The 20,745-nt window shown below is 40.3% G+C and carries 21 protein-coding genes and 2 pseudogenes; 14 read left to right on the top strand and 9 right to left on the bottom strand.

Going from position 1 to position 20,745, the window contains the following annotated elements; genetic code table 11:
• The 3 genes and pseudogenes from F986_RS18530 to F986_RS18355 all read right to left on the bottom strand — a co-directional run.
• Positions 1-559: pseudogene (locus F986_RS18530) on the bottom strand (hypothetical protein); the annotation flags it as partial.
• A gap of 10 nt (positions 560-569) precedes the next feature.
• A complete protein-coding gene (locus F986_RS05160) occupies positions 570-749 on the bottom strand; it encodes a hypothetical protein (protein ID WP_017397192.1) in 180 nt (59 codons plus the stop codon).
• Between the two features lie 276 nt (positions 750-1,025).
• Positions 1,026-1,187 (bottom strand): hypothetical protein, encoded by a 162-nt coding sequence (locus F986_RS18355; RefSeq protein ID WP_004692748.1) that lies wholly within the window; start codon positions 1,185-1,187, stop codon positions 1,026-1,028.
• 458 nt (positions 1,188-1,645) lie between these two features.
• On the opposite strand from F986_RS18355, the gene F986_RS05155 reads away from it, so the two are divergent.
• Positions 1,646-1,846: a dodecin family protein gene (locus F986_RS05155; protein WP_004692747.1), complete on the top strand. Its 201-nt coding sequence runs from the start codon at positions 1,646-1,648 to the stop codon at positions 1,844-1,846.
• Between the two features lie 95 nt (positions 1,847-1,941).
• On the opposite strand, the gene F986_RS05150 is transcribed toward F986_RS05155, so the two are convergent.
• Entirely contained in the window at positions 1,942-2,631 is a 690-nt protein-coding gene (locus tag F986_RS05150; RefSeq protein WP_004692746.1) for a DsbA family oxidoreductase, read from the bottom strand.
• A gap of 236 nt (positions 2,632-2,867) precedes the next feature.
• Between F986_RS05150 and F986_RS05145 the strand changes: the two genes are divergently transcribed.
• The 3 genes from F986_RS05145 (at position 2,868) to F986_RS05135 (ending at position 4,663) form a co-directional block, all read left to right on the top strand.
• A complete protein-coding gene (locus tag F986_RS05145) occupies positions 2,868-3,383 on the top strand; it encodes a hypothetical protein (RefSeq protein WP_004692745.1) in 516 nt (171 codons plus the stop codon).
• A gap of 145 nt (positions 3,384-3,528) precedes the next feature.
• Positions 3,529-4,278: a hypothetical protein gene (locus F986_RS05140; protein WP_004692744.1), complete on the top strand. Its 750-nt coding sequence runs from the start codon at positions 3,529-3,531 to the stop codon at positions 4,276-4,278.
• Between the two features lie 112 nt (positions 4,279-4,390).
• The gene (locus tag F986_RS05135) at positions 4,391-4,663 is read left to right on the top strand and encodes a hypothetical protein (RefSeq protein ID WP_004692743.1); all 273 of its coding nucleotides are present in this window, start codon (positions 4,391-4,393) and stop codon (positions 4,661-4,663) included.
• Positions 4,664-4,720: 57 nt separating this feature from the next.
• Here F986_RS05135 and F986_RS05130 read toward each other — a convergent pair whose 3' ends face one another.
• Complete coding sequence (locus tag F986_RS05130; RefSeq protein ID WP_004692742.1) at positions 4,721-5,419, bottom strand: YidX family protein; 699 nt, start codon at positions 5,417-5,419, stop codon at positions 4,721-4,723.
• Positions 5,420-5,703: 284 nt separating this feature from the next.
• Between F986_RS05130 and tehB the strand changes: the two genes are divergently transcribed.
• From tehB to F986_RS05115, 3 genes are all read left to right on the top strand, one after another.
• Positions 5,704-6,570, top strand: a complete 867-nt coding sequence (tehB, locus tag F986_RS05125; RefSeq protein ID WP_004692741.1) for an SAM-dependent methyltransferase TehB — start codon at positions 5,704-5,706, stop codon at positions 6,568-6,570.
• A 69-nt stretch (positions 6,571-6,639) separates the two neighbouring features.
• Positions 6,640-7,836 carry a hypothetical protein gene (locus F986_RS05120; RefSeq protein WP_004692740.1) on the top strand — a complete coding sequence of 399 codons (1,197 nt, stop codon included), beginning with the start codon at positions 6,640-6,642 and terminating at the stop codon, positions 7,834-7,836.
• Positions 7,833-8,162, top strand: coding sequence for a hypothetical protein (locus F986_RS05115; RefSeq protein WP_004692739.1), 330 nt, complete (start codon positions 7,833-7,835; stop codon positions 8,160-8,162). Before F986_RS05120 ends, F986_RS05115 begins: the two co-directional genes overlap by 4 nt.
• Here F986_RS05115 and F986_RS05110 read toward each other — a convergent pair.
• Positions 8,153-9,178, bottom strand: coding sequence for an IS30-like element ISAba125 family transposase (locus tag F986_RS05110; RefSeq protein ID WP_005100823.1), 1,026 nt, complete (start codon positions 9,176-9,178; stop codon positions 8,153-8,155). The genes F986_RS05115 and F986_RS05110 overlap by 10 nt on opposite strands.
• 20 nt (positions 9,179-9,198) lie before the next feature.
• Between F986_RS05110 and F986_RS05100 the strand changes: the two are divergent.
• Positions 9,199-10,716: pseudogene (locus tag F986_RS05100) on the top strand (ATP-binding protein).
• A gap of 51 nt (positions 10,717-10,767) precedes the next feature.
• Here the strand turns inward: F986_RS05100 and fadA are convergent.
• Both fadA and fadB read right to left on the bottom strand, forming a co-directional pair.
• Positions 10,768-11,940 (bottom strand): acetyl-CoA C-acyltransferase FadA, encoded by a 1,173-nt coding sequence (gene fadA, locus F986_RS05095; RefSeq protein WP_004692736.1) that lies wholly within the window; start codon positions 11,938-11,940, stop codon positions 10,768-10,770.
• A gap of 12 nt (positions 11,941-11,952) precedes the next feature.
• On the bottom strand, positions 11,953-14,106 hold the full coding sequence (gene fadB, locus F986_RS05090; protein WP_004692735.1) for a fatty acid oxidation complex subunit alpha FadB: 2,154 nt from the start codon (positions 14,104-14,106) through the stop codon (positions 11,953-11,955).
• A 479-nt stretch (positions 14,107-14,585) separates the two neighbouring features.
• On the opposite strand from fadB, the gene lpxO reads away from it, so the two are divergent.
• The 6 genes from lpxO (at position 14,586) to pgsA (ending at position 20,188) form a co-directional block, all read left to right on the top strand.
• Positions 14,586-15,500 carry a lipid A hydroxylase LpxO gene (gene lpxO, locus F986_RS05085; RefSeq protein WP_004692734.1) on the top strand — a complete coding sequence of 305 codons (915 nt, stop codon included), beginning with the start codon at positions 14,586-14,588 and terminating at the stop codon, positions 15,498-15,500.
• Between the two features lie 216 nt (positions 15,501-15,716).
• Positions 15,717-16,124: a PH domain-containing protein gene (locus tag F986_RS05080; protein WP_004692733.1), complete on the top strand. Its 408-nt coding sequence runs from the start codon at positions 15,717-15,719 to the stop codon at positions 16,122-16,124.
• Positions 16,125-16,280: 156 nt separating this feature from the next.
• Positions 16,281-16,625 (top strand): DUF2185 domain-containing protein, encoded by a 345-nt coding sequence (locus F986_RS05075; RefSeq protein ID WP_004692732.1) that lies wholly within the window; start codon positions 16,281-16,283, stop codon positions 16,623-16,625.
• A 161-nt stretch (positions 16,626-16,786) separates the two neighbouring features.
• Complete coding sequence (gene uvrC, locus F986_RS05070; protein WP_004692731.1) at positions 16,787-18,586, top strand: excinuclease ABC subunit UvrC; 1,800 nt, start codon at positions 16,787-16,789, stop codon at positions 18,584-18,586.
• 113 nt (positions 18,587-18,699) lie between these two features.
• Positions 18,700-19,494 carry a thioesterase family protein gene (locus tag F986_RS05065; protein WP_004692730.1) on the top strand — a complete coding sequence of 265 codons (795 nt, stop codon included), beginning with the start codon at positions 18,700-18,702 and terminating at the stop codon, positions 19,492-19,494.
• A gap of 106 nt (positions 19,495-19,600) precedes the next feature.
• Complete coding sequence (pgsA, locus tag F986_RS05060) at positions 19,601-20,188, top strand: CDP-diacylglycerol--glycerol-3-phosphate 3-phosphatidyltransferase (protein ID WP_004692729.1); 588 nt, start codon at positions 19,601-19,603, stop codon at positions 20,186-20,188.
• Positions 20,189-20,295: 107 nt separating this feature from the next.
• On the opposite strand, the gene F986_RS05055 is transcribed toward pgsA, so the two are convergent.
• The gene (locus tag F986_RS05055) at positions 20,296-20,706 is read right to left on the bottom strand and encodes a hypothetical protein (RefSeq protein WP_004692728.1); all 411 of its coding nucleotides are present in this window, start codon (positions 20,704-20,706) and stop codon (positions 20,296-20,298) included.
• Between the last annotated feature and the right edge of the window lie 39 nt (positions 20,707-20,745).

The raw sequence follows: 20,745 nt of genomic DNA, 5'->3' as shown, positions 1-20,745 counted from the left end.
CTTCTGCAACTTCTGCAACTTCTGCAACTTCTGCAACTTCTGCAACTTCTGCAACTTCTGCAACTTCTGCAACTTCTATGGATGTTTCAGATGTTGTGAGAAAAGGTACGTTCTCGGGTTGTTGAGCATTTTGTGCATGGCTCAAAAACCATTGGTAAGCGTGCTCAAACTTTATGTGCCATGGGCTGCTATACAGTGTAGCTGGGGTGTTTTGAAAAGCAATTTGCCAACCTAAACCTGATTTATATACAACACCCCATGCGAAAGATGTCTGGTGTTTTAAGGCATCAGTTAAAGCAGACTCATATTGAAACAGTCCAATGTAGGCATGCTGGTAGGGGCTTTGCTGTATCCAGCGTTCAGCCGCCGCTTGAGGCTGAGTCAGTGCCTTATAGGCTTCGAGTTGTTTTTGAAAAATGGGTTCATCACAGAGTGCAAAAATTTCGCGAATACGTTTTTTCGAGCGCGCAATTTCAAAAAAAGACAGAGGTTGATGTTCCAAACCATCAATCAATTGATGCAGTTCTTTGATCAGCATTGCTTTTTCGATTGCTTTCATGCGCTGAACTCTAAAGTTGTTTTTGTGCTTGTTCCAAGTAGCTTGCTAAAACCATATTGATGGCCAGTTCAAGTAATTTATATTCGGCAGAAGTCGGCTGCGTATACTGCTGTGCAAACGCAATCAATTGATCAAGGTCAATGGCTTGGGGTGTAATACGACCTTGGATGAGGGCTTGTAAATTTTGCATAGGCATGTGCTATTGAGTGCATTTAATTTATTGGTTTTGGAATTGGGTCTTCTTGTTTGATCATAATTAGAAAAGAGTAAATAGGCAAAAATTATTCTGCTCTCGATACGAGAAAAGGGTAGTGAAAAATGTAGATAATTTCGATTTCAGCACAGATTGAAGTAAATATTTTTGCCCTTAAGGGTTCATAGCTGAAATTTTTTGTCAGTTCTTTGCAATTTTGGGCAAAAAAAATAGGCAATCAACATTGCCTATTTTTGACCAAGTCAGCGTAAATTACGCTTCTTGATGTGGTGCAGCCGCAGGAGCATCAGCCGTTGCCGTTTGAGTATCTGCTGGTTTTTTTACAGGAAAATCTGGAACAAAAACAACTTGTGCAGAAACAGTTGCAGAAAGAGCCATTACAGCGACAGCCAAAGCATATTTAACAGCGTTCATGATATTTCCTCTAAAAAGGAGGTCTCACTAAGGAGACTGGGAGTTTTAAAAAGATAAATTTCGCATGAATAATATCAAAAAACGATCGATTTAAGCGCTGGTTTAGACCAGTAAAAGATGAATGGTGAGTTCATTTATTGTTAAAAAACAACAAATTAGAATAAATACTCTAGGCTAATATAGAGTTTTTGCTCCAGCGCTAAGCTGTTTAAATTTAAAGTGAAAATTTAGATTTTCAAGTTTGATACGAATCTTGAAAGTAGGTTTTTTTTGTCTGAAATGAGACCTGAAAAGGACTTAGGGTTACATGATTAATTGTGTAAATATTCACCATTTTAAAGTCTTTTGATTGTGCATACTGTGTAAGTTTTTGCTGTGGAATGTTTAAGTCATCTATTTTTGATTAAAAATTCACCTAAGATGAACAGGCAAAAACAACAATAGCTGAGGACAAACAGATGGCCATTGCAAAAGTGGTAGAAGTCAATTCAAGCAGTTCGAAAAGTTTTGAAGATGCGATTCAGACAGGGATCGCAAAAGTCACTGAGACGGTGAAGAATGTTCAAGGTGCTTGGATCAATGAACAAAAAGTGGTGATTAAGGACAACCAAATTGTAGAATATCGGGTCAATCTTAAAATTAGTTTCTTGGTCGATTAAAGACAAGTCAGTTTTTTAACCTATAAAAAATCCCCGCAGGTCGGGGATTTTCTCATCTATGGGTAGGGCTCAGTTAAAGTCTGAAACCAGTATCCTTATGATTGTTTTGGTGTTTCACAAGACTCATCTGAACACTGTGCCGCATTATTTTCTTCTGCCGGCATTTGTGCTTTTTCAAGGACTTGTAAGAATACTTCACGCGGCTGCGCACCCGCTAAAGCCACACGCTGATCGAAAACAAAGAAAGGTACACCCGTTACTTTCAGTTGTTCACGCGCCACTTCTTGGTCAAACTTCACGAAATCTGCGTATTGGTCAGAATCCAGCACATCATCTACTTCAACTGGGTTTAAACCAATACGAGAGGCCACATCTTCAATGGTTTCACGTTCACCAATTGGTAAGCCTTGTGTCATATAGCTAAAGAAAAAGGCTTCTTCAGCTTCATTGCCTAAACCATGGCTTTGAGCAAGGTGGATAATACGGTGTGCATTGAAACTGTTGCCTGAGTTGGCATTTTCCCAGTTAAATTCAATGCCTTCTTCCGCAGCCATTTTGGCAATATTACGTTGCATCTCTTCCACTTCAGCGACTGTGCGACCATATTTTAGTGCGAGACGTTCTGAGTTCGAAATTTCTTGGCGTACTGGCGCATCTGGATCCAGTTCAAAACTGTGCCAGTGCACTTCCAATTCAACACCAGCTTGTTCAGCCGCCGCTTCTAAACGTTTTTTGCCAATATAACAAAAAGGACAAACAACATCTGACCAAATATCTACACGCATGGGATTTCTCAAAAATAGTAAAAAGAGCAATTAAGGAAATGATGGGGATGAGTTATAAAATTTAAAGCAGGGCCATGAAAAAAAGCGGTTTCGCTATGGATTCAATCAGTTGAACTCTCTGGGCTTGACCGTTTATCTGACAACTACGCAGCATAAAGATCGAAAAATATACAATAGGGTTAAGGCGCTCAGTTTGGGCATGCCTTTTTATATCTCTTATCGTTTGGGATTGTTTTATGAAATTTTTAAATTCTCTTCCCGTTTTTTGTTACGCTCTTCTTTTTATGCCGACTTTGCTGCAAGCCAATGGTGAGATCGTGAGTCTACCGACTTTTAAAACCATGGCGGAATCAGAGCTACGTGCTGAAACGGGTGTGATTCCTTATCAACAGGATGAAAATATTCGTAAAGCCTTGCAGCACCGTATAGTTCAGTTGCAGGATGATGCACAGTCTTTTGTGGTCGATCCGACCATTACTCAAAACATCGATATTTTGCCACCTGCGGTCACTGCAGATCTAAATTCTGTGCCTCCTTTGTTACGTGAACATGTCTTAAACATTGCCGCTGGTTTGCAGTCGTCTAATCCAACTGAAGGCTTGTATATCATGTTGCAGCCGTTTGGCATTGACCGTAATGCGACCAATGTACAAATTGCCCGTGAACAAATTTCGATTGGGCAGATTGATCGGAATTTTATGCAAGGGATTCAACAGAATAGTCAGCAACCGAGAACAGCTCCAGCGAAATAATACTTCCTAATTCTATCGCCAGTACATTCCTCATCCACTTGGGGAGTGGTACGGCCTTAGCGTCCTCAAATCTCGATAACATGTTGAAATATTGATCATGTGCCTTTATTTGCTATGATGAAAAGAAATGAAGAGGAAGCTGAACATGCGACGTATCGTGTTGATTTTAGTTCTTGCGACCAGTGCCGTTTTTGGTTGGATGTTTTATCAGTATTCTCAACAACAAAAAGAGCAGCAGCAGCTACAAAGCTATGAAACGGTGCTGTATGAAAAGACCGAACAAATTTACAAACAAGCTCAAGATTGGACCACACCGATTCAAGTCGATGTAAAAGACCCACGTCTGACAGGTGACTATCAAATTATGGCGGAGTTTGTGCTCAGTCATATGCTGCAAAATGCCGAAGCGCGTAATCAATATCTGCGAGATTTAAAAGCCTTAAATTGGGATCAGTTTTTAAATATTGACCGATTAAGCAAAGACAAAAAGAACAATTATGCTGAAACGGAGCAAATGCTGAAAGATGTACATGCCGTTGTTGAGAGCTATGCACAGCAGGTTGAACAACGTCAAAAAGAGGCCATTGCTCAGGCCAAAGATTTAGCAATATCTGCGCGGTTCCGCCATCAACTGACTGACAGCATGAAAGCCAGTGAAAAAAGCCATGAAGCCACCCGCCTGTTTAGTCTTGAACAACAGAATTTAGCCAAGGCGGATCAAATTTTCTTGGTGCTAAAAAATAACCAATGGGAAAAGAAAAATAACACCTTTATGTTTTATGAAGATGCACCACTACAGCAGTTTAATGCGCTGTATAAAGAGATTTTGGCACTGAATAGCCAAATGCAGCAGGTCGAAAAACAGACCCAAAAAGAGGTGGAACAGAAGTTATAACACCGTGCAAAGATGACAGTCGTGTAAGCGGACTGTCATCTCTTGTTCAAAATTGGCTGCTAGAGTAAAAGCATCACAACGATGACGACTTTTCAGTGCAGGCAGGTGAGTCATGAGAACCATACACGTTTTTGATGATATTCAGCATGTGTATAGTGAGTTTGTAGAAAATAAAAACTATCCAAAATTAGAACGTTTAAGCAACTGGGGGAAGAATCGTTTTTTCTTCAACCAATATTTCAAAATGATTGAAGACTGGCACCACACCGAACAAATCGTGATTCAGTTCAACCAACAGTATTTCAGTCTAGATACGGGCAATGCGCCTGACTTTATGGACAAAGAAAAGTATATGGCTTGGTTGATGGGCGAGCTCTTAATTTAAATCCTTCACAAAACAGCACAGCGCCTGATTCGTTCTAGGCGCTGTACTGTTATTGTCTTAATCAAAAATTTTATCGGCCGCTTGGAAGGGTAGACTGACCACATCAATTGCGACGGCAAAAGGCAGCAGCACTAATTTTTCAAAAGGATTCATGCCTGACTTCGATTTATAACTTTCCTCTTGATGGGTATAAATGCTTACCTGATAAGGCTTACTCAAGGCTTTTAAAGACGCTAAATTGTTCGCGGCAGGGTAGACCACACCTGCCAGTTTGATCTCAAAACAGAAACGCTGCGCAAACATGCGTTCATCGCTGGAACTTGAACATTCCTTCGCGCCATTTTCAATAAAAAATTCTAGATCTTTTTTGCTGATGTCTTCTTTGAGCTTCACATAAGACAGTGGTAGTGTTCCTGTAAAATGACCATCATTCTTTTCTGAATAGAAACTTAGTTCTCGGGTAACTTGAATATTTTTCGGGTCCAGTTTCCCAATCAAGCTGACAAATTGAGGCCCGCCTTGGGTCAATACATAACTTTTTTGCTGCCCTGCAATCACTAAACTATGCGCAGGTAAATTCGGCAGAGGCTGAGCAGGTTTGCCAAAAGCCACCACTTGGTCTTCGATCAAGGTCACTTTGTTGGTACGGGTATAGCTTTTATTGTCTTTGGTCATCAGGGTTTTGGTGGCACAGCCTGTGAATAATGTTCCCATGACGCCTAAGCAAATGATGGTTTTTAAAGGTGATGCAAACATCGATAGACTCCGAATCATTTGAAATATAGTTAAGCTGAATTTTTATTGTCTTTAAGCCTATCATTAAAATGTTCAAAAAGGCGTCAAAGCTCAAAAGTTTAAAGTCATGAAAGTTCTATGAGTCGCTCAATGCTGTGGAGCAACAGATTTTATTTCTTACTCATCTGTAGTTTCTAGGTACTGAATGAATGTTCATTTGAGTAGGAACTGGCTATGATCATACAAGCGTTCAATAATAAAAGATGGACTGGCGAATACGTCATAACAAAGGTGGGAATCGGCTGATGCAAGACTTGATTTTTTATAAAGAACTTCCTGTATGGACTGCGCAGACCATTCCACAAGGGTTTAAAAATCAACACAATACCAAAGCAGGCACGTGGGCAAAGTTAAAGATTTTTCAAGGTGAGCTGAGTTTTGCTTTTCTAGATGAGGCAGGTCAAGTGCAATCTGAGCATCTATTTACCCCTCAGCAACAGCCACCATTTATTCAGCCTCAAGCATGGCACAAAATTGTTTCGACCAGCGATGACATAGAGTGTCAGTTGCAATTTTACTGTACCCCGCAGGATTATTTTTATAAGAAATATCAGCTTTCACCTACGCACTCAGAAATTTTGGCGGCTACGCCGTATTTACACGGTGGTCGGGCTTTGGATATCGGCTGTGGGCAGGGGCGAAATTCGCTGTATTTAAGCCAGCAAGGCTTTGAGGTGGATGCTTGGGATGTGAATCCGCAAAGTTTGCAAAAACTACAGCAGATTATAGATGCCGAAGGTATTCAAAAGATTCATCTGCAACAGCGTGACCTCAATGCTGACCCAAGCATTACAGGTACATACGACTTTATTTGTTGTACGGTAGTGATGATGTTTTTAGAAGCGCCAACTGTGAAACCATTGATTGCGCAGATGCAGCAAGCAACTAAAGTGAATGGATTTAACTTGATTGTTTGTGCGATGGATACCGATGATATTCCTGCGCAGCCTGACTTTCCATTTGCTTTTAAAGCAGGAGAGTTAAGTGCTTTGTACGAGGGCTGGAAAATTGTGAAATACAATGAAAATGTCGGTGAGCTACATCGTGTAGATGAACAGGGGCAGCGGATTAAACAGCATTTTGCGACCTTGTTGGCGCAGCGAATAGAATAAGAGTTGTGTAATAAATCGTCTTTTATGGTATATAAGCTACTAATTTAAAATAATTTTCAGGGGTAATTGATGCCGAATTCTAGGGTGGCTGATAGCACAATAAAAGGTTTCATTTATCAATTTAATAAAACAATATTGGAAATTTTAGATTCTCCAACTGCGACAATCCATGTGGAAGGGATTGTTGAAGATGTGGATATATATGAAGCTAATAATTCTATTAGAGCAATTCAGTGTAAGTATCATGAATCTGCTACTACATTTAATTTAAGTTTAATTTATAAACCGATAATTTTAATGATAAAAACTTTTTTGGAACCTCCTAATGACGAACTATCATTTGTATTATTCATCTATATTCCAAGTGAAGGACAAGGAGATCGAAAGCTCTCTATAGAGGAAGTTGATGAAATTTTATGTACTCAAACACAGAAACTAAGAAAAATAATTGATGAATTAAATTTGGAAAGTTTTGATAAACAAAAATTTGTTGATCAATTAATAATACATTTTGGTAGATCGATAGATGATTTAGAAGATGAAATTAAAACTAAAATTGAACGATTAGAAAAATTTAGAAGTTATGATGTTGATGGATTACTTTATCCAAACTTAATAACTGAAATTCAAAGAATATCAACAGTTAAGGATCATGATTCCAGAAAAGTGACACAACAGGAAATATTTAACTTTCTTATTAAACAATCTAAAGCAGTTATCAATAAGTGGACGTTGATGACAAAGAGTAGAAAAGCTCTACTAAGGCAGTTGAAAAATGATTTTAGAGTAGAAATGAACTGTAACTCGCCTTCAAGATGTTTTATTTTTGAAGGTTTTAATATGGTAGAAACACAACAAATTGCTCAATTTATAAATGTTTATGTTGATAAGTATTTTAAAAAACGAATTCATAAACCCGCTAGTTTTATATTTGACCTTAGCGAAGAAAAATTTAAAGAATTAGTTCGCTTGTTGGATGATCTAAAAATCGTAGTCAATGATGGAATGGTTGGAGGAGTATGGCGCAGCAGTCGCTTTTATAAGGATTGCTCAATATATAAAAAATCTAGAAGCAAAATTTTGCCAGAGTTCCATATAAGAGCACAGACGATAAAGATAGAAAATTTTGAACTTGAAAAAAGCTTTTTTCATCAGACTAAGGTTTTTGGATATTTAGATAATGAAATTGATTTAAAACCAGAAACGATACTGATTAATGAATTTAAAGAAATTGAATATCTTTTTAATTTTAGGGGTGAAATATGAGTATAGAAATAGGACAAGTTCTTTTTAGTTCGCCGAACAATATTACAGTCTATATAGATGATTTAACTATATTTGAGAGTAATAAAAATAGTTTACAAGTAGGCAATTTATTAAAAATTGAAGATGGTAATCATAACTTTGTAATTTGTAGTATCGAGAATATAGGTTGGACAATTACTAATAATGAAGAAGGCGAATTATGGAAATTCAGTATTTCTTGTATGCCAATAGGCTTTCTTGAGTACGATGATGAAGATCGATATAAATTTATTAGAGGTGGAAAGGTTCTACCTGTCCCAACTGAAAGAGGGCGAATTCAAACATGAGGTGCGACAGTTTGAAAAGTCTTATGATAATCAACAAGCTGAGCAAATTTCTCTAATGGTGTAAGCCAATCTAACGCTTTTCTAGGACGAGTATTCAGTGACATGGCAACTTGATTTAAATAATGCTGATCTGCCTGATTTAAATCAATCCCTTTAGGTAAATATTGCCTAATTAAACCATTCATATTTTCGCATGTGCCTTTTTGCCAGGGTGAATGTGGGTCACAGAAATATACATCTATGCCTAAATCTTCTTCAAGTATTTTATGTTCTGCCATCTCGCGTCCACGGTCATAGGTCAACGTTTTACGCAGTTCTGCAGGTAAATATTTCAGAGCTTCAGTTAAAGCCTTGCGCACTGATTCTGCCTTTGCATCAGGTAATGTTGCCAAGATACAGAGCCGTGTATTTCGTTCAATAAGTGTTGCTATCGAACTTTTATTGTCTTTACCTTTAATTAAATCAGCTTCCCAATGACCCGGTATTTTTCTTTCTTGAACTTCGGCTGGGCGCTCATGAATAGTTTTAATATCCTGTAATATAGAATCTTTTTTAGGTTCACCGTTAGCTTTTCGCTTTTTATTTTCATGACGCAGACAGGATAATAAGTCTTTTTTCAACTCACCCTTTGGTAATGCTCGTATCGTTGAATAAATCGTTGTATGGCTTACATTCATTGTTTGATCCAAATCAGGAAATGTCTTTAAACGTTTTGCTATTTGCTGAGGAGACCATAAACAACGGATCGCTTCAACAATAAATTTCCAGAGGATTGAATCGATTTTGAGTTTTCTGTGACCACGTCTACGTCTAGCGAAGGTGTTATCAGAAGCATATTGAGCTTGATAAACGTCATTGATGCTATTTCTTTTAAGCTCACGATAGATCGTACTAGGATGTCTTTTAATGAGTTCAGCAAATTTTCTGGCTGAAAAGCCTTCTTTTCTTGACTCAAGCATTAATGCAGTACGATCTTCAAAGTTAAGATGATGGTATGACAATTTTATATACTCCATAAACCCTTTAAATTAATTAGGTGGTTTATGTCGCACTTCAAGTTTTACTCTGCCGAGCATTGTTGTTAGATGATACTGATTGGGACTTAATTTATTCAAATGACGAAAATTACAATTTTGAAATTGGTGATTTATCAAGTAATAAAAATAAAAAATTTAAAATTAATGGAAACAACTTTTTCTCTAAACATAGTGCAATCGTGGGTTCGACAGGTTCTGGTAAATCATGTTCAGTCGCAAGCTTATTACAACGTGTTGTACAAATTAAAGATAATCATAATTTAAATATTGATTAACAAAAAAATTCTCATATTATTATTCTAGATTTACACTCAGAATATACGTCAGCTTTTCAGTTAACTGAAAAGCAAAAATTTAGTTTGAATCTATTAACTGTAGAAAAAATATTTTTACCATATTGGTTGATGAGTTCTGAAGAACTTGAGTCGTTATTTATTGAAAGTAATGAGGCTAATTCTCATAACCAAGTTTCTCAATTTAAAAATGCTGTGATTTTAAATAAGAAAAAGCATAATCAAAATTTCCAAGAAATTACTTATGATACACCAGTATATTTTTCAATAGTTGAAGTTGTTAATTATATAAGAAATAAAAATAAATTAACAACTTATGATTGTGATGACGGAACTTTTCTTGCAATTAAAGATCATAAGGGGGTTGAAAATATTGATGAAAATCTATGGACTGATTTAGATTTTTATCCTTCATCAGGTAATTCTAAGGTAGCTTTCTTTGACTCAAAAGTATCTGCAAATGATGGTTTTAAGGGTGAATTCACTAGATTTTTATCAAGACTAGAAACCACATTAGCTGATAAAAGATTAAAATTTTTACTAGATAGTAAGGATGAAGAAGGTAACTTATTACAGACAAATGACTGTGAAAAAATAGTAAAACAATTTCTTGGATATTTAGATAGATCGAATGTTTCTATCCTAGATCTATCAGCTATTCCATTTGAAGTTATCAGCATTGTCGTAAGTTTAGTATCTCGTTTATTATTTGATTTCTCTTTTCATTATTCAAAAATTAAACATGCTCATGGAGTTAAAAATGATATTCCTATACTATTAGTATGTGAAGAAGCTCATATTTATCTACCACGCGATGAAAAAATAGATTACCGAGCATCTCGGAAAGCTATTGAACGAATTGCTAAAGAGGGAAGAAAATACGGGATAAGCCTAATGGTTGTAAGTCAAAGACCATCTGAGGTGTCAGATACTATTCTTTCGCAATGCAGTAATTTTATAGCTTTACGTTTAACGAATTATCAAGATCAGAATTATATTAAGTCACTACTTCCTGATAGTGCAAATACATTGGTGGATATGTTACCAATTTTGAGTCAAGGTGAAGCATTTATTGTTGGTGACTCAGTTATTTTACCAAGTTTGATTCAGTTTTCTGAGCCTAATCCATTTCCACAATCAGGAACGGTTGATGTTTATGATGAATGGAATAAGGACTGGATTGAAGTCGATTTTTCAACAGTTATTAATAAATTGCAAAGCTAAAAAAACCCCGCAATAAGCGGGGTTCTTTTTATCTCAGTATTTAATTAAACATTAAACACGTTCGATAATAGTCGCGATACCTTGACCCAAACCGATACACATCGTCGCAAGACCAATTTGCGTATCTTGCTGTTCCATCACGTTCAACAAGGTCGTTGTAATACGCGAACCAGAACAGCCTAATGGGTGACCCAGTGCAATCGCACCACCATTTAAGTTAATGATGTCTTGCTTCTCATAAACACCTAAGCCTTTCATGACTGATAAGCCTTGAGCAGCAAATGCTTCGTTTAACTCGATGGTTTGGATATCCGCCATGCTTAAGCCAGCACGTTTAAGCGCTTTTTGAGTTGCAGGTACAGGACCATAACCCATGATCGCAGCGTCACAGCCTGCAACCGCCATAGAGCGAATCACAGCACGTGGCTTAAGACCTAAAGCTTGAGCACGTTCAGCAGACATCAACAACATTGCAGATGCACCATCAGACAAAGCTGAAGAAGTTGCAGCCGTTACCGTACCGCCTTTCGGGTCAAATACAGGACGTAAACCTTTGAATGCTTCAAGGTTTGCATCTGGACGAATCACTTCATCGATGTCGCATAGGATTTTGAAGCCATTGGCATCATGACCTTCAACACCTACGATTTCGTTTTTGAAACGACCTTCTTGCGTTGCAGCCCAAGCGCGGCGGTGAGACTCAACACCGAACGCATCTTGTTCTTCACGTGTAATGCCGTTCATACGACCTAACATTTCAGCCGTTAAGCCCATCATGTTAGACGCTTTTGCATAGTGCTTAGACGCTTCAGGGTTCAGGTCGATGCCGTGCATCATGCCGACGTGACCCATGTGCTCTACACCACCGATGATGAAGATATCACCTTGATTGGTTGCAATCTGTGCAGCAGCGGTGTGAAGCGCTTGCATAGATGAACCACAAAGACGGTTAACCGTTTGACCTGCCACAGTTTTTGGAAGGTCAGCCAATAAACCAATGTTACGGCCAATGTTCATCCCTTGTTCTAAAGTCTGGTTTACACAGCCCCAGATCAGGTCTTCAACTTCATTGGTGTCAAACTGGTTACGAGCAACTAAAGCACGAACCAATTCAGCCGATAAGCTGTCAGCACGTACATTGCGGAACATACCGTTTTTGGTTTTACCCATTGCTGAACGTACGCCATCAACGATGACAACGTCACGTGGATTTAAAGTAGCCATTCACGTTGCTCCTTAACCGTAGAATTTTTTGTTGTTAGCAGCCATGTCACGCAACATTTGTGGCGCTTCATAAGCCTTACCTAAGTGTGCGTATTTGTCGCAAAGTGCAACGTATTCAGCAACACCTGTTTGGTCGATGTAACGGCATGGACCACCACGGAATGGAGGGAAACCTACACCCATAATCATCGCCATGTCAGCTTCAGAAGCAGTCGCGACGATGTTGTCTTCTAGGCAACGAACAGTTTCGTTACAGAAAGCCAGCATCATACGGTCAATGATTTCTTGAGCATCAAACTCGCGTTTTTCTGCAGTTGCCACAGTAGCAACAAGCTCATACGCAGTTGGATCAACCACTTTGGCTTTTTTGCCTTTACGGTCAAGTTCGTATTTGTAGAAACCAACGTCGTTCTTTTGACCCAAACGTTTGTTTTCGTACATGATTTCGATTGAACCTTTGAAGTCTGGCTTCATGCGGTCAGGGAAACCTTCAGCCATGACTTCTGCACCGTGAACACCCGTGTCGATACCCACCACGTCGATCAAGTAAGCAGGACCCATAGGCCAGCCGAATTTTTCCATGACTTTGTCGACTTGTTGGAAGTCAGCACCGTCTTTCAATAGCAGGTCAAATGCACCGAAGTAAGGGAACAATACGCGGTTGACAAGGAAACCTGGGCAGTCGTTAACTACGATTGGTGTTTTACCCATTTTCTGAGCAAGAACCACAGTGGTCGCAATTGCTTCAGCCGAAGTCTTCTCACCACGGATCACTTCTACCAAAGGCATCATGTGTACTGGGTTAAAGAAGTGCATACCGACAAAGTTTTCAGGACGTTGTAGGTTTTCAGCCAAACGTGTGATTGAAATTGTTGAAGTATTTGAAGCAATGATCGTATTGTCACGAACATTCTTCTCAGTTTCAGCAAGTACAATGCCTTTTACTTTTGGATTTTCAGTCACCGCTTCAATCACGATGTCCACTTCTTTAAACTCGTCATAGCTTAAAGTTGGACGAATGCGCGCAAGAGTTTCACCCATTTGAGCAGGTTTCATCTTCTTACGTTCAACTTGTTTGGTCAGTAAGCCATTGGCTTCTTTCATACCCAAAGCAAGTTGCGGGTTACCAATGTCTTTCATGATGATTGGTGTGCCTTTGCTTGCCGCTTGGTAAGCAATACCACCACCCATAATACCCGCGCCCAATACAGCCGCTTGGTTTACAGGGTGCGCACCTTTTTCATATTTCTTCGAGGTTTTCTTCACCACTTGGTCATTGATGAATAGACCAATTAACGCATTTGCTTGTGGTGTAATGGCTGCTTTTGCAAAACCAGCCGCTTCAGCTTGAAGTGCTTCATTACGTGGAAGGCTTGCCCCTGCTTGTAATGAGTCAAGAAGAAGTTTAGGCGCAGGGTATTGAGCAGGATTTGCTTTTGCAAGAACTGCACCTTTCGCCGAGTTGAACGCCATCATTTGTTCGATTGGGTTCAATTTAACTGGGTCAAGTTTTTCTTGGCGTTTTGCTTTCCAGTCTACACGGCCTGCAAGGGCTTGTTTAACCAAGTCAATTGCAGCGTCTTGTAGTTTGTCCGCAGCAACAACCGCATCAACTGCACCATCTTTTAGTGCAGCAGCAGCTTTTTTAGGATTAGCCATCGCCATCCATTCAACTGCATTGTCGATACCAATCACGCGGCTTAAACGAACCGTACCACCGAAACCAGGGAAGATGCCCAGTTTGATTTCAGGAAGACCGACTTGAGCCACGTCTGACATCACACGATAGTCACACACGAGACACATTTCAAAGCCACCGCCCAATGCCATACCATTGATCGCTGCAACTTTAGGAATCTCTAAATCTTCAAACGCGTTGAAGATGTCGTGAACAGGCAATGCCCAATCCACAATCGCTTGTTCGCCTTGAGCGAAGTTTGCACCAAATTCAGTAATATCTGCGCCAACGATAAATGTAGATTTAGCCGAAGTAACGATTAAGCCTTTGATGTCACCGTTTGCTTTAACAGCGTCAATTGCAGCTTTGAAATCTTCAATCGTTGCACGGTTAAATTTGTTGACCGACTCACCTTGTAAGTCAAAGCGGAATTCTGCAATTCCGTCCGAAAGCATTTGGACGGTAATGGCATTGCCAGCGTGGATCATGCCTGATCTCCTTTATTTTGGAGGACTTCTAAGTTGATGTTGTGAAGCGAGTACGTCATTCCTACGTACATCTATGCTCCGCCAATCTTACGATAACTATATCGAAAAAGAACATAACAAGTTGTATCAAGCCGTGACGCAAGGGTCATCTATTTTTATTCAATTATTTCGTGTGCTTGCGTGATGTATTTTTGAATGATGCGGCCTAAATAGAGTGAAGTTTTTGTTTCATTTAGGATTTTTTATGGATGAGTGCTCAAAAAATGATTAGACAGCGCCCTTATGTTTCAAGTCAACCTTTGCGCCGATTTTGGCAATTTAGTCAATGCTGCACTTGCAGGTAAACCCAAACAGAATGAAAACTTGTGATGAAAAGCTGGAAATAGGACGTACTTTGCAGCCTATGTTACAATTTGCAGTCTAGACCGAATACCGGTCTTTTTCTTTTATTTCGTTTTCTTTGGTTTCCAGGTTTTCATATGATTAAGTGGATCATTCTGGCGATTTTTATTCTTTCTGCATTTTATATTCAGCAACGTGGGAAGGTTCGTCACTCGTTTTATCGTCAATTTTTCGATCATTCAACGATTCTTGCACCGATTAACTACCTCATGTACATGTTTTCAAAGGTGCCGAATCAGCCGTATATCGACACTCAGCATTTTCAAGACTTAAAAGTGTTGGATGAAAACTGGGAAATGATTCGTGATGAAGCAAAAGCTTTATATGAAAAAGACGGAATTAAAGCATCGAGTAGTTATGATGACTTGGGGTTTAACTCCTTTTTCAAAACAGGCTGGAAGCGCTTTTATCTGAAATGGTATGACTCTGCGCATCCGTCAGCTGCTGAGCTTTGTCCAAAAACCACAGCCTTGCTGAAAACCTTGCCGACCATTAAAGCCGCGATGTTTACCGAACTGGCACCAGACAGCCGTTTGGTTCGTCACCGTGACCCTTATGCGGGTTCATTGCGTTATCACTTGGGGCTGATCACACCGAATGATGACCGCTGCTTTATTGATGTGGATGGTCAGCGCTATTCATGGCGTGATGGTGAAAGTGTGGTCTTTGATGAAACTTATATTCACTATGCAGAAAATAAGACCGACCAAAACCGCATTATTTTCTTTGCCGATGTCGAGCGTCCATTAAAGACACGCTTTATGGAACGTTTCAATCACTGGTTTGGTAAAAAAGTGATGACCGCTGCCAGCTCTCCAAATGAAGCTGGGGATCAAACGGGTGGGCTGAATAAAGTCTTTGGTTATGTCTATCAAGTGCGGATCAAAGCCAAAGCTTTGAAGAAAACCAACCGTCAACTGTACTACTTCTTAAAGTGGTTCCTGATGCTCGGAATTTTCTTTTTGATCTTTGTTCAACCTTATGTGTTTTAAAGCACATTAAACGCCCTGAGGGGCGTTTTTTATTTGGGCAGAAAAGGGGAAGCCTATCTGCCCTTTTGATTTTCTATTTATTTCAAGGCTTACAGTGGATTCGAACCACGCATGGCTTTATGCTTTATCCAGTTAAAACTAAAAACAACATGAGCGCGTATCTGTGTCATTTTTAAGATCGCAACTTATAACTTAGATCAAGCATGAGGTTTCAAGGTGCAAAAGTTTCGTTCGAAGATGGACTGGTGGTTTTTGGGGTTTATTATTGCCATGTCAGGCCTGTTGGCCCAATTGATTTTGACCACCTATGGCAAAGGCATTTTGATGCAAAATCTTTTGTTCGTTGTGGTCTATGCTTTGACTATTGTTTTGCTGTGGTGGCCGCTGTGGAGTACTCGCTATGTGGTCGATCAGGAGCAACTGACAATTCGCAGTCTCTGTTTTAAATGGATCATTCCCTTGACTGCGATACAGTCTGTTTCTGAAACAGATAATTCCATCAGTTCACCAGCCTTGTCCTTAGATCGTCTAAAGATTGAATACCTGAAACAGGGCCAAACCAAAACCATTTTGGTGTCACCGAAAGACAAAGTAGCGTTTAAAGCTGCGTTAAAATTGTCATAAATACAGTCTTAGGCAAGTTGTATGTTTTACGGGCCTAAGCGAGTGAAAGCCTTGCTCAAATATGCGGTGAGGACTAAAGTAAAATAAACTTGAGTCCTGTTCACCCCTACAAACCTCCATTTGCAAAACGTCTACTTGCCGTTGAAGGATATGCTTATGAAGTCGTATCAATTGAGTCCGACACAAATTCAAACTTTAGTACCGCATATGGGAAGTTGTATCGCTTCAGATATGATTACGGTGCAAGGCCTAAAAGTAGCCTACATGTACCGTGAAGAAGCACAATCTAGTGAGGAAAGTGGTTGGGTTTTTTTATCGGGTGAAGAAGGAGATGACTATATTGAAGACCCTGAAAATTTAGGTTTTTATGAGGTCAATGTGATTGCCAACTATGATACGGACATCATTGCTCACTTAAATGCGCCTGCGGGAAGTCACTTTGCCCGCAATGAGCAAGGTGTGTTTGAACGGATCGATTTTGAAGCGATGGATCTGGAGTAAGCCTTCAACCTCAGCATCAACGTCTTTTACTAGCCAGACTAGCTTTGAAATGCACTTGTCATGTGCTTGAAATGCGTCAGACATGCCCAATCTAAAAGACAGATCAAAGGCTAAGCCTACGCAAAACAGTTGACGGCGAGCCGAGAAAATTAGGGAACCCTGTGAACGAAAACGCACGAGAACATATCGAAAAAATTCTAGCTAATATGACCACACTGCCGGGCGTTTATCGCATGCTCGGCAAAGACGGTGAACTGCTGTATGTGGGCAAAGCGAAAAATTTAAAAAATCGTGTCTCGAGCTATTTTGTCAAAACCATTGAGCACCCGAAGACCCAAGCTTTGGTGGCGCGTATTTATGACATCGAAACCTTAGTCGTTCGTTCCGAAACTGAAGCGCTCCTGCTTGAACAAAACCTGATTAAGCTGCACCGTCCTCCGTATAACATCATGCTCAGGGACGATAAGTCCTATGTGTATATCTTTGTCTCTGCCGATAAACCTTATCCACGGATTGCATCGGGTCGAGGCAAAGGCAAACACCAAGTTGGAAAGTTTTTTGGACCGTATCCGAGTGCTTATAATGCACGGGATACTTTGTTGGTTTTGCAAAAACTGTTTAATGTTCGTCAGTGTGAAAATAGCTATTTTTCACAGCGTAAGCGTCCTTGTTTGCAGTATCAAATTAAACGCTGTTCAGCACCGTGTGTAGGACTCATTAGCCCTGAAGAGTATAAAAATGATGTCGATAACTCGATTCGTTTTTTACAAGGGGACACCAAAGAGCTGAATCAAGAACTGATTGCGAAAATGGAGCAAGCGGCCGAAGCCCTAGAATTTGAGAAAGCGGTGTTTTACCGTGACCGTATGGCGCTGTTGCGGGATGTCCAGTCACAACAAGCCATTTATAAGCTCAAAGGTGAGGCCGATATTTTAGCGATTGCCTATCAGGCGGGGGTGACCTGTGTGCAGATTATGCATGTGCGCAACGGGAAAATGCTTGGAGGAAAAAGTTATTTTCCAGATATGCTCGGAGATGATTTGGGGCAAATGCTGGCCGACTTCATAGCGAACTTTTATTTCCAAGTGGCGGATGAAGTACCCAGTGAGGTGATTGTAAATGTCGAATTGCCCGATCAAAAAGAACTGGAACAAGCACTACAGCAACAGTTTGAGAAGAAAGTACAGATTAAACATAGCGTGCGTGAGACACGTGCAGAATGGTTAGAACTGGCACAGATGAATGTGCAACATGCGATTAAAGGGCAATTGGCCAATCACTTTGAGCTGAATGAGCGTTTCCATCAACTTGAACAAGTGGTGGGACGTCCGATTGATCGGATCGAATGTTTTGACATCTCACATACCATGGGCGAAGAAACCGTGGCTTCGTGTGTGGTGTTCGACAGTGGCGGCATTCGTAAGCGCGATTATCGTCAGTTTTCAATTCAAGACATTACTGCTGGTGATGACTATGCCGCAATGCGCCAAGCGCTGACCCGTCGTTATAAAAAAGCCATGCTGCCTGATTTACTGCTGATTGATGGTGGCAAAGGGCAGTTGCATATGGCGATGGACGTCATGCAAGAGCTGGGTTTAGAGGCCTTTATGGTCGGGGTGTCAAAAGGTGAAGGTCGTAAACCGGGCCTTGAAACCCTACACTTTACCGATGGAACTAAAATTCAGTTGCCTGAAGATCATAAAGCGTTGCATTTGATTCAACAGGTGCGTGATGAGGCGCATCGCTTTGCGATAACCAAGCACCGAGCCAAACGTGATAAAAAACGGGGTTCATCGATTTTGGAAGTAATTCCGGGTTTGGGGCCGAAACGCCGCCGCGATTTGTTGACGCATTTTGGCGGGATTCAAGGGGTGTTAAAGGCCTCCGAGAAAGACTTAACTGGAGTCCCCGGTTTGGGCGAAGTGATGGCCCGTACTATTTATAAAGTCTTGCATGAATAGAACCGCACCTACTGCGATGGCAAAAGTGCTCATTGACGCATGGGTCATTGATCATTCACATTGGTTGAATTGTGTTGTAAAGATATGGACGGAATTTAAAACAAGGATGCCACATGTCACTTCAACACAGTTATCAAGCTTTAGCAGAACAAGAATGGATTGATATTCCTACAGGTTGGTTACAAGGACGCACGATTTATGGGGGACTGGTCGCAGGTTTAATGATGCAAAAAGCATTGTTGACTCTTGCCGATGACACGAAGCATTTACTCAGTTGTAGCGTGACTTTTGTTGGCCCAGTACAGCAGGCCAAAGTTCGTTTAACCAACGAGATTCTACGTCAAGGTAAGTCGGTTACGACCTTGGAAGTACGTTTATGGCAAGATGATGCAGTTCAAAGCATTTTAGTGGCAAGCTTTGGGACACAGCGTGAATCAAGTATCCATGTGCATCAAGAACCTGTAGCACCAGCGTTTCCATCGGTTGATGGTCTCACAGTAGCACCGCATCATCCGCTTGCGCCTGAGTGCTTTAAGCAGCTAGATATGGTTTGGGTGACAGGGCAGTATCCATGTACAGCCAGCCCAAAGCCTGACTTTTCTGGCTGGTATCGGTTTAATCCAGACTTACATGAAAATCGAGACATGACTGTAGCCGACCTCATGGTGTCGATGGACATTTGGCCACCAGGGGTGCTACCGATGTTTAAAAGTATGGCACCTGCCAGTTCGCTAACATGGCATTTGACCTATGTGCATCCGCTGAAAAATCAGTTACACGATTGGATGAAGTACCGCGTTGAAACGCAATATGCTGCGGATGGATATTCCACCGAAGCCGCCTATTTGTGGGATGATCAGAATCGTTTAATTGCAATTTCACGTCAAACAGTTACAGTGTTTGCCTAGTGACACCTTAGGTCAATTCGTATAAAGTGGGCGCTATTAACGATGGATTAAACCTCAAAAAAGTGTGCATTTTCATCGTACATGAGGGAAACAACTGGCGGTGTTTATGACTACAGGTCGCATCCTGAATATACCTAATATCTTGACCTTGGCGCGTATTGCCTTAATTCCGGTCTTTTTGTTGGTGGCCTATTGGCCCCCTGTAATGGGTATCGCTGAACAAGCGGTAAGTATGTCTCGTCATATTTTGTTGACGTCTATTTTTGTCGTTGCAGCGGTGACAGATTGGTTCGATGGTTATTTGGCGCGTACTTTAAATCAGACCTCTGCATTTGGGCGTTTCTTAGACCCTGTTGCGGATAAATTGATGGTGGCAGCGGCACTGATCGTGTTGGTACAGTGGAAACCTGAAATTTCGATGGCATTTGCGGCGATTGTGATTATTTCCCGTGAAATTACCGTATCAGCACTGCGTGAATGGATGGCAGAATTAGGTGCACGTACCAATGTAGCCGTGTCTACGGTCGGGAAATATAAAACAGCTTTTCAAATGATTGCGATTACCGTGTTCTTACTGAATTGGCAGCCGCTTGAAATGTTGGCTTATGCATTGTTGTATACCGCAGTAATTTTGACTTTGTGGTCGATGTTTATTTATCTCAAAGCGGCTTGGCCGTATTTAAAACAGCCTTAAGCATTTTTTATGTTTAAAACTCCAGCAAAATTGCTGGAGTTTTTGTTTGATGATTTGGCATATATCAATGTAAAAATTTTACTTATAGCCGCATTTTGATCAGTTATTTATGCATCCAGTTCGTAGATTCTTTGTTGAAGTTTCCCATCTTTTCCAAATTCGTTTAAATGACCATCCAGATCCATCCACATTTTAGTGATGGGTGTCTCATCTAAATTTGCACCGACCCAAGTAAGTACACCCTTTAAATCATAAATTCCCTCATTATCTTGAAGTGAAAAGTCACACATGACGGTAAAACCTGTTCGAACTAAAATCACATCATTCTGATGGTCAGCTGGTTTTGCACCACTTAACCAATCAGGGTCACCAGCGATTTTAAATTGAAGCAGTTGAACACTTGGGGATTGCTGGATAAACATGTTAGTAACTGGATTTAAAATCTCTTCAAAGGGGTTGGGAGATAAAAATTCCAGCATATGTTTGCTCTCTAATAGTTTTTCGAAATCGGTTTTCATATTTAACTCTTTATTTAATAAGCTTATTCTAGTTCTAAA

The organism is Acinetobacter johnsonii CIP 64.6 (assembly GCF_000368045.1).
Lineage (GTDB): Bacteria > Pseudomonadota > Gammaproteobacteria > Pseudomonadales > Moraxellaceae > Acinetobacter > Acinetobacter johnsonii.
Note: the sequence above shows the minus strand (reverse complement) of the source record. Positions and strands in the feature narration are given on the sequence as shown.

Coding starts and splice junctions, on each gene's coding strand:
- F986_RS05160 (WP_017397192.1), bottom strand. CDS start 749: ATGCAAAATTTACAAGCCCTCATCCAAGGTCGTATTACACCCCAAGCC.
- F986_RS18355 (WP_004692748.1), bottom strand. CDS start 1,187: ATGAACGCTGTTAAATATGCTTTGGCTGTCGCTGTAATGGCTCTTTCT.
- F986_RS05155 (WP_004692747.1), top strand. CDS start 1,646: ATGGCCATTGCAAAAGTGGTAGAAGTCAATTCAAGCAGTTCGAAAAGT.
- F986_RS05150 (WP_004692746.1), bottom strand. CDS start 2,631: ATGCGTGTAGATATTTGGTCAGATGTTGTTTGTCCTTTTTGTTATATT.
- F986_RS05145 (WP_004692745.1), top strand. CDS start 2,868: ATGAAATTTTTAAATTCTCTTCCCGTTTTTTGTTACGCTCTTCTTTTT.
- F986_RS05140 (WP_004692744.1), top strand. CDS start 3,529: ATGCGACGTATCGTGTTGATTTTAGTTCTTGCGACCAGTGCCGTTTTT.
- F986_RS05135 (WP_004692743.1), top strand. CDS start 4,391: ATGAGAACCATACACGTTTTTGATGATATTCAGCATGTGTATAGTGAG.
- F986_RS05130 (WP_004692742.1), bottom strand. CDS start 5,419: ATGTTTGCATCACCTTTAAAAACCATCATTTGCTTAGGCGTCATGGGA.
- tehB (WP_004692741.1), top strand. CDS start 5,704: ATGCAAGACTTGATTTTTTATAAAGAACTTCCTGTATGGACTGCGCAG.
- F986_RS05120 (WP_004692740.1), top strand. CDS start 6,640: ATGCCGAATTCTAGGGTGGCTGATAGCACAATAAAAGGTTTCATTTAT.
- F986_RS05115 (WP_004692739.1), top strand. CDS start 7,833: ATGAGTATAGAAATAGGACAAGTTCTTTTTAGTTCGCCGAACAATATT.
- F986_RS05110 (WP_005100823.1), bottom strand. CDS start 9,178: ATGGAGTATATAAAATTGTCATACCATCATCTTAACTTTGAAGATCGT.
- fadA (WP_004692736.1), bottom strand. CDS start 11,940: ATGGCTACTTTAAATCCACGTGACGTTGTCATCGTTGATGGCGTACGT.
- fadB (WP_004692735.1), bottom strand. CDS start 14,106: ATGATCCACGCTGGCAATGCCATTACCGTCCAAATGCTTTCGGACGGA.
- lpxO (WP_004692734.1), top strand. CDS start 14,586: ATGATTAAGTGGATCATTCTGGCGATTTTTATTCTTTCTGCATTTTAT.
- F986_RS05075 (WP_004692732.1), top strand. CDS start 16,281: ATGAAGTCGTATCAATTGAGTCCGACACAAATTCAAACTTTAGTACCG.
- F986_RS05065 (WP_004692730.1), top strand. CDS start 18,700: ATGTCACTTCAACACAGTTATCAAGCTTTAGCAGAACAAGAATGGATT.
- pgsA (WP_004692729.1), top strand. CDS start 19,601: ATGACTACAGGTCGCATCCTGAATATACCTAATATCTTGACCTTGGCG.
- F986_RS05055 (WP_004692728.1), bottom strand. CDS start 20,706: ATGAAAACCGATTTCGAAAAACTATTAGAGAGCAAACATATGCTGGAA.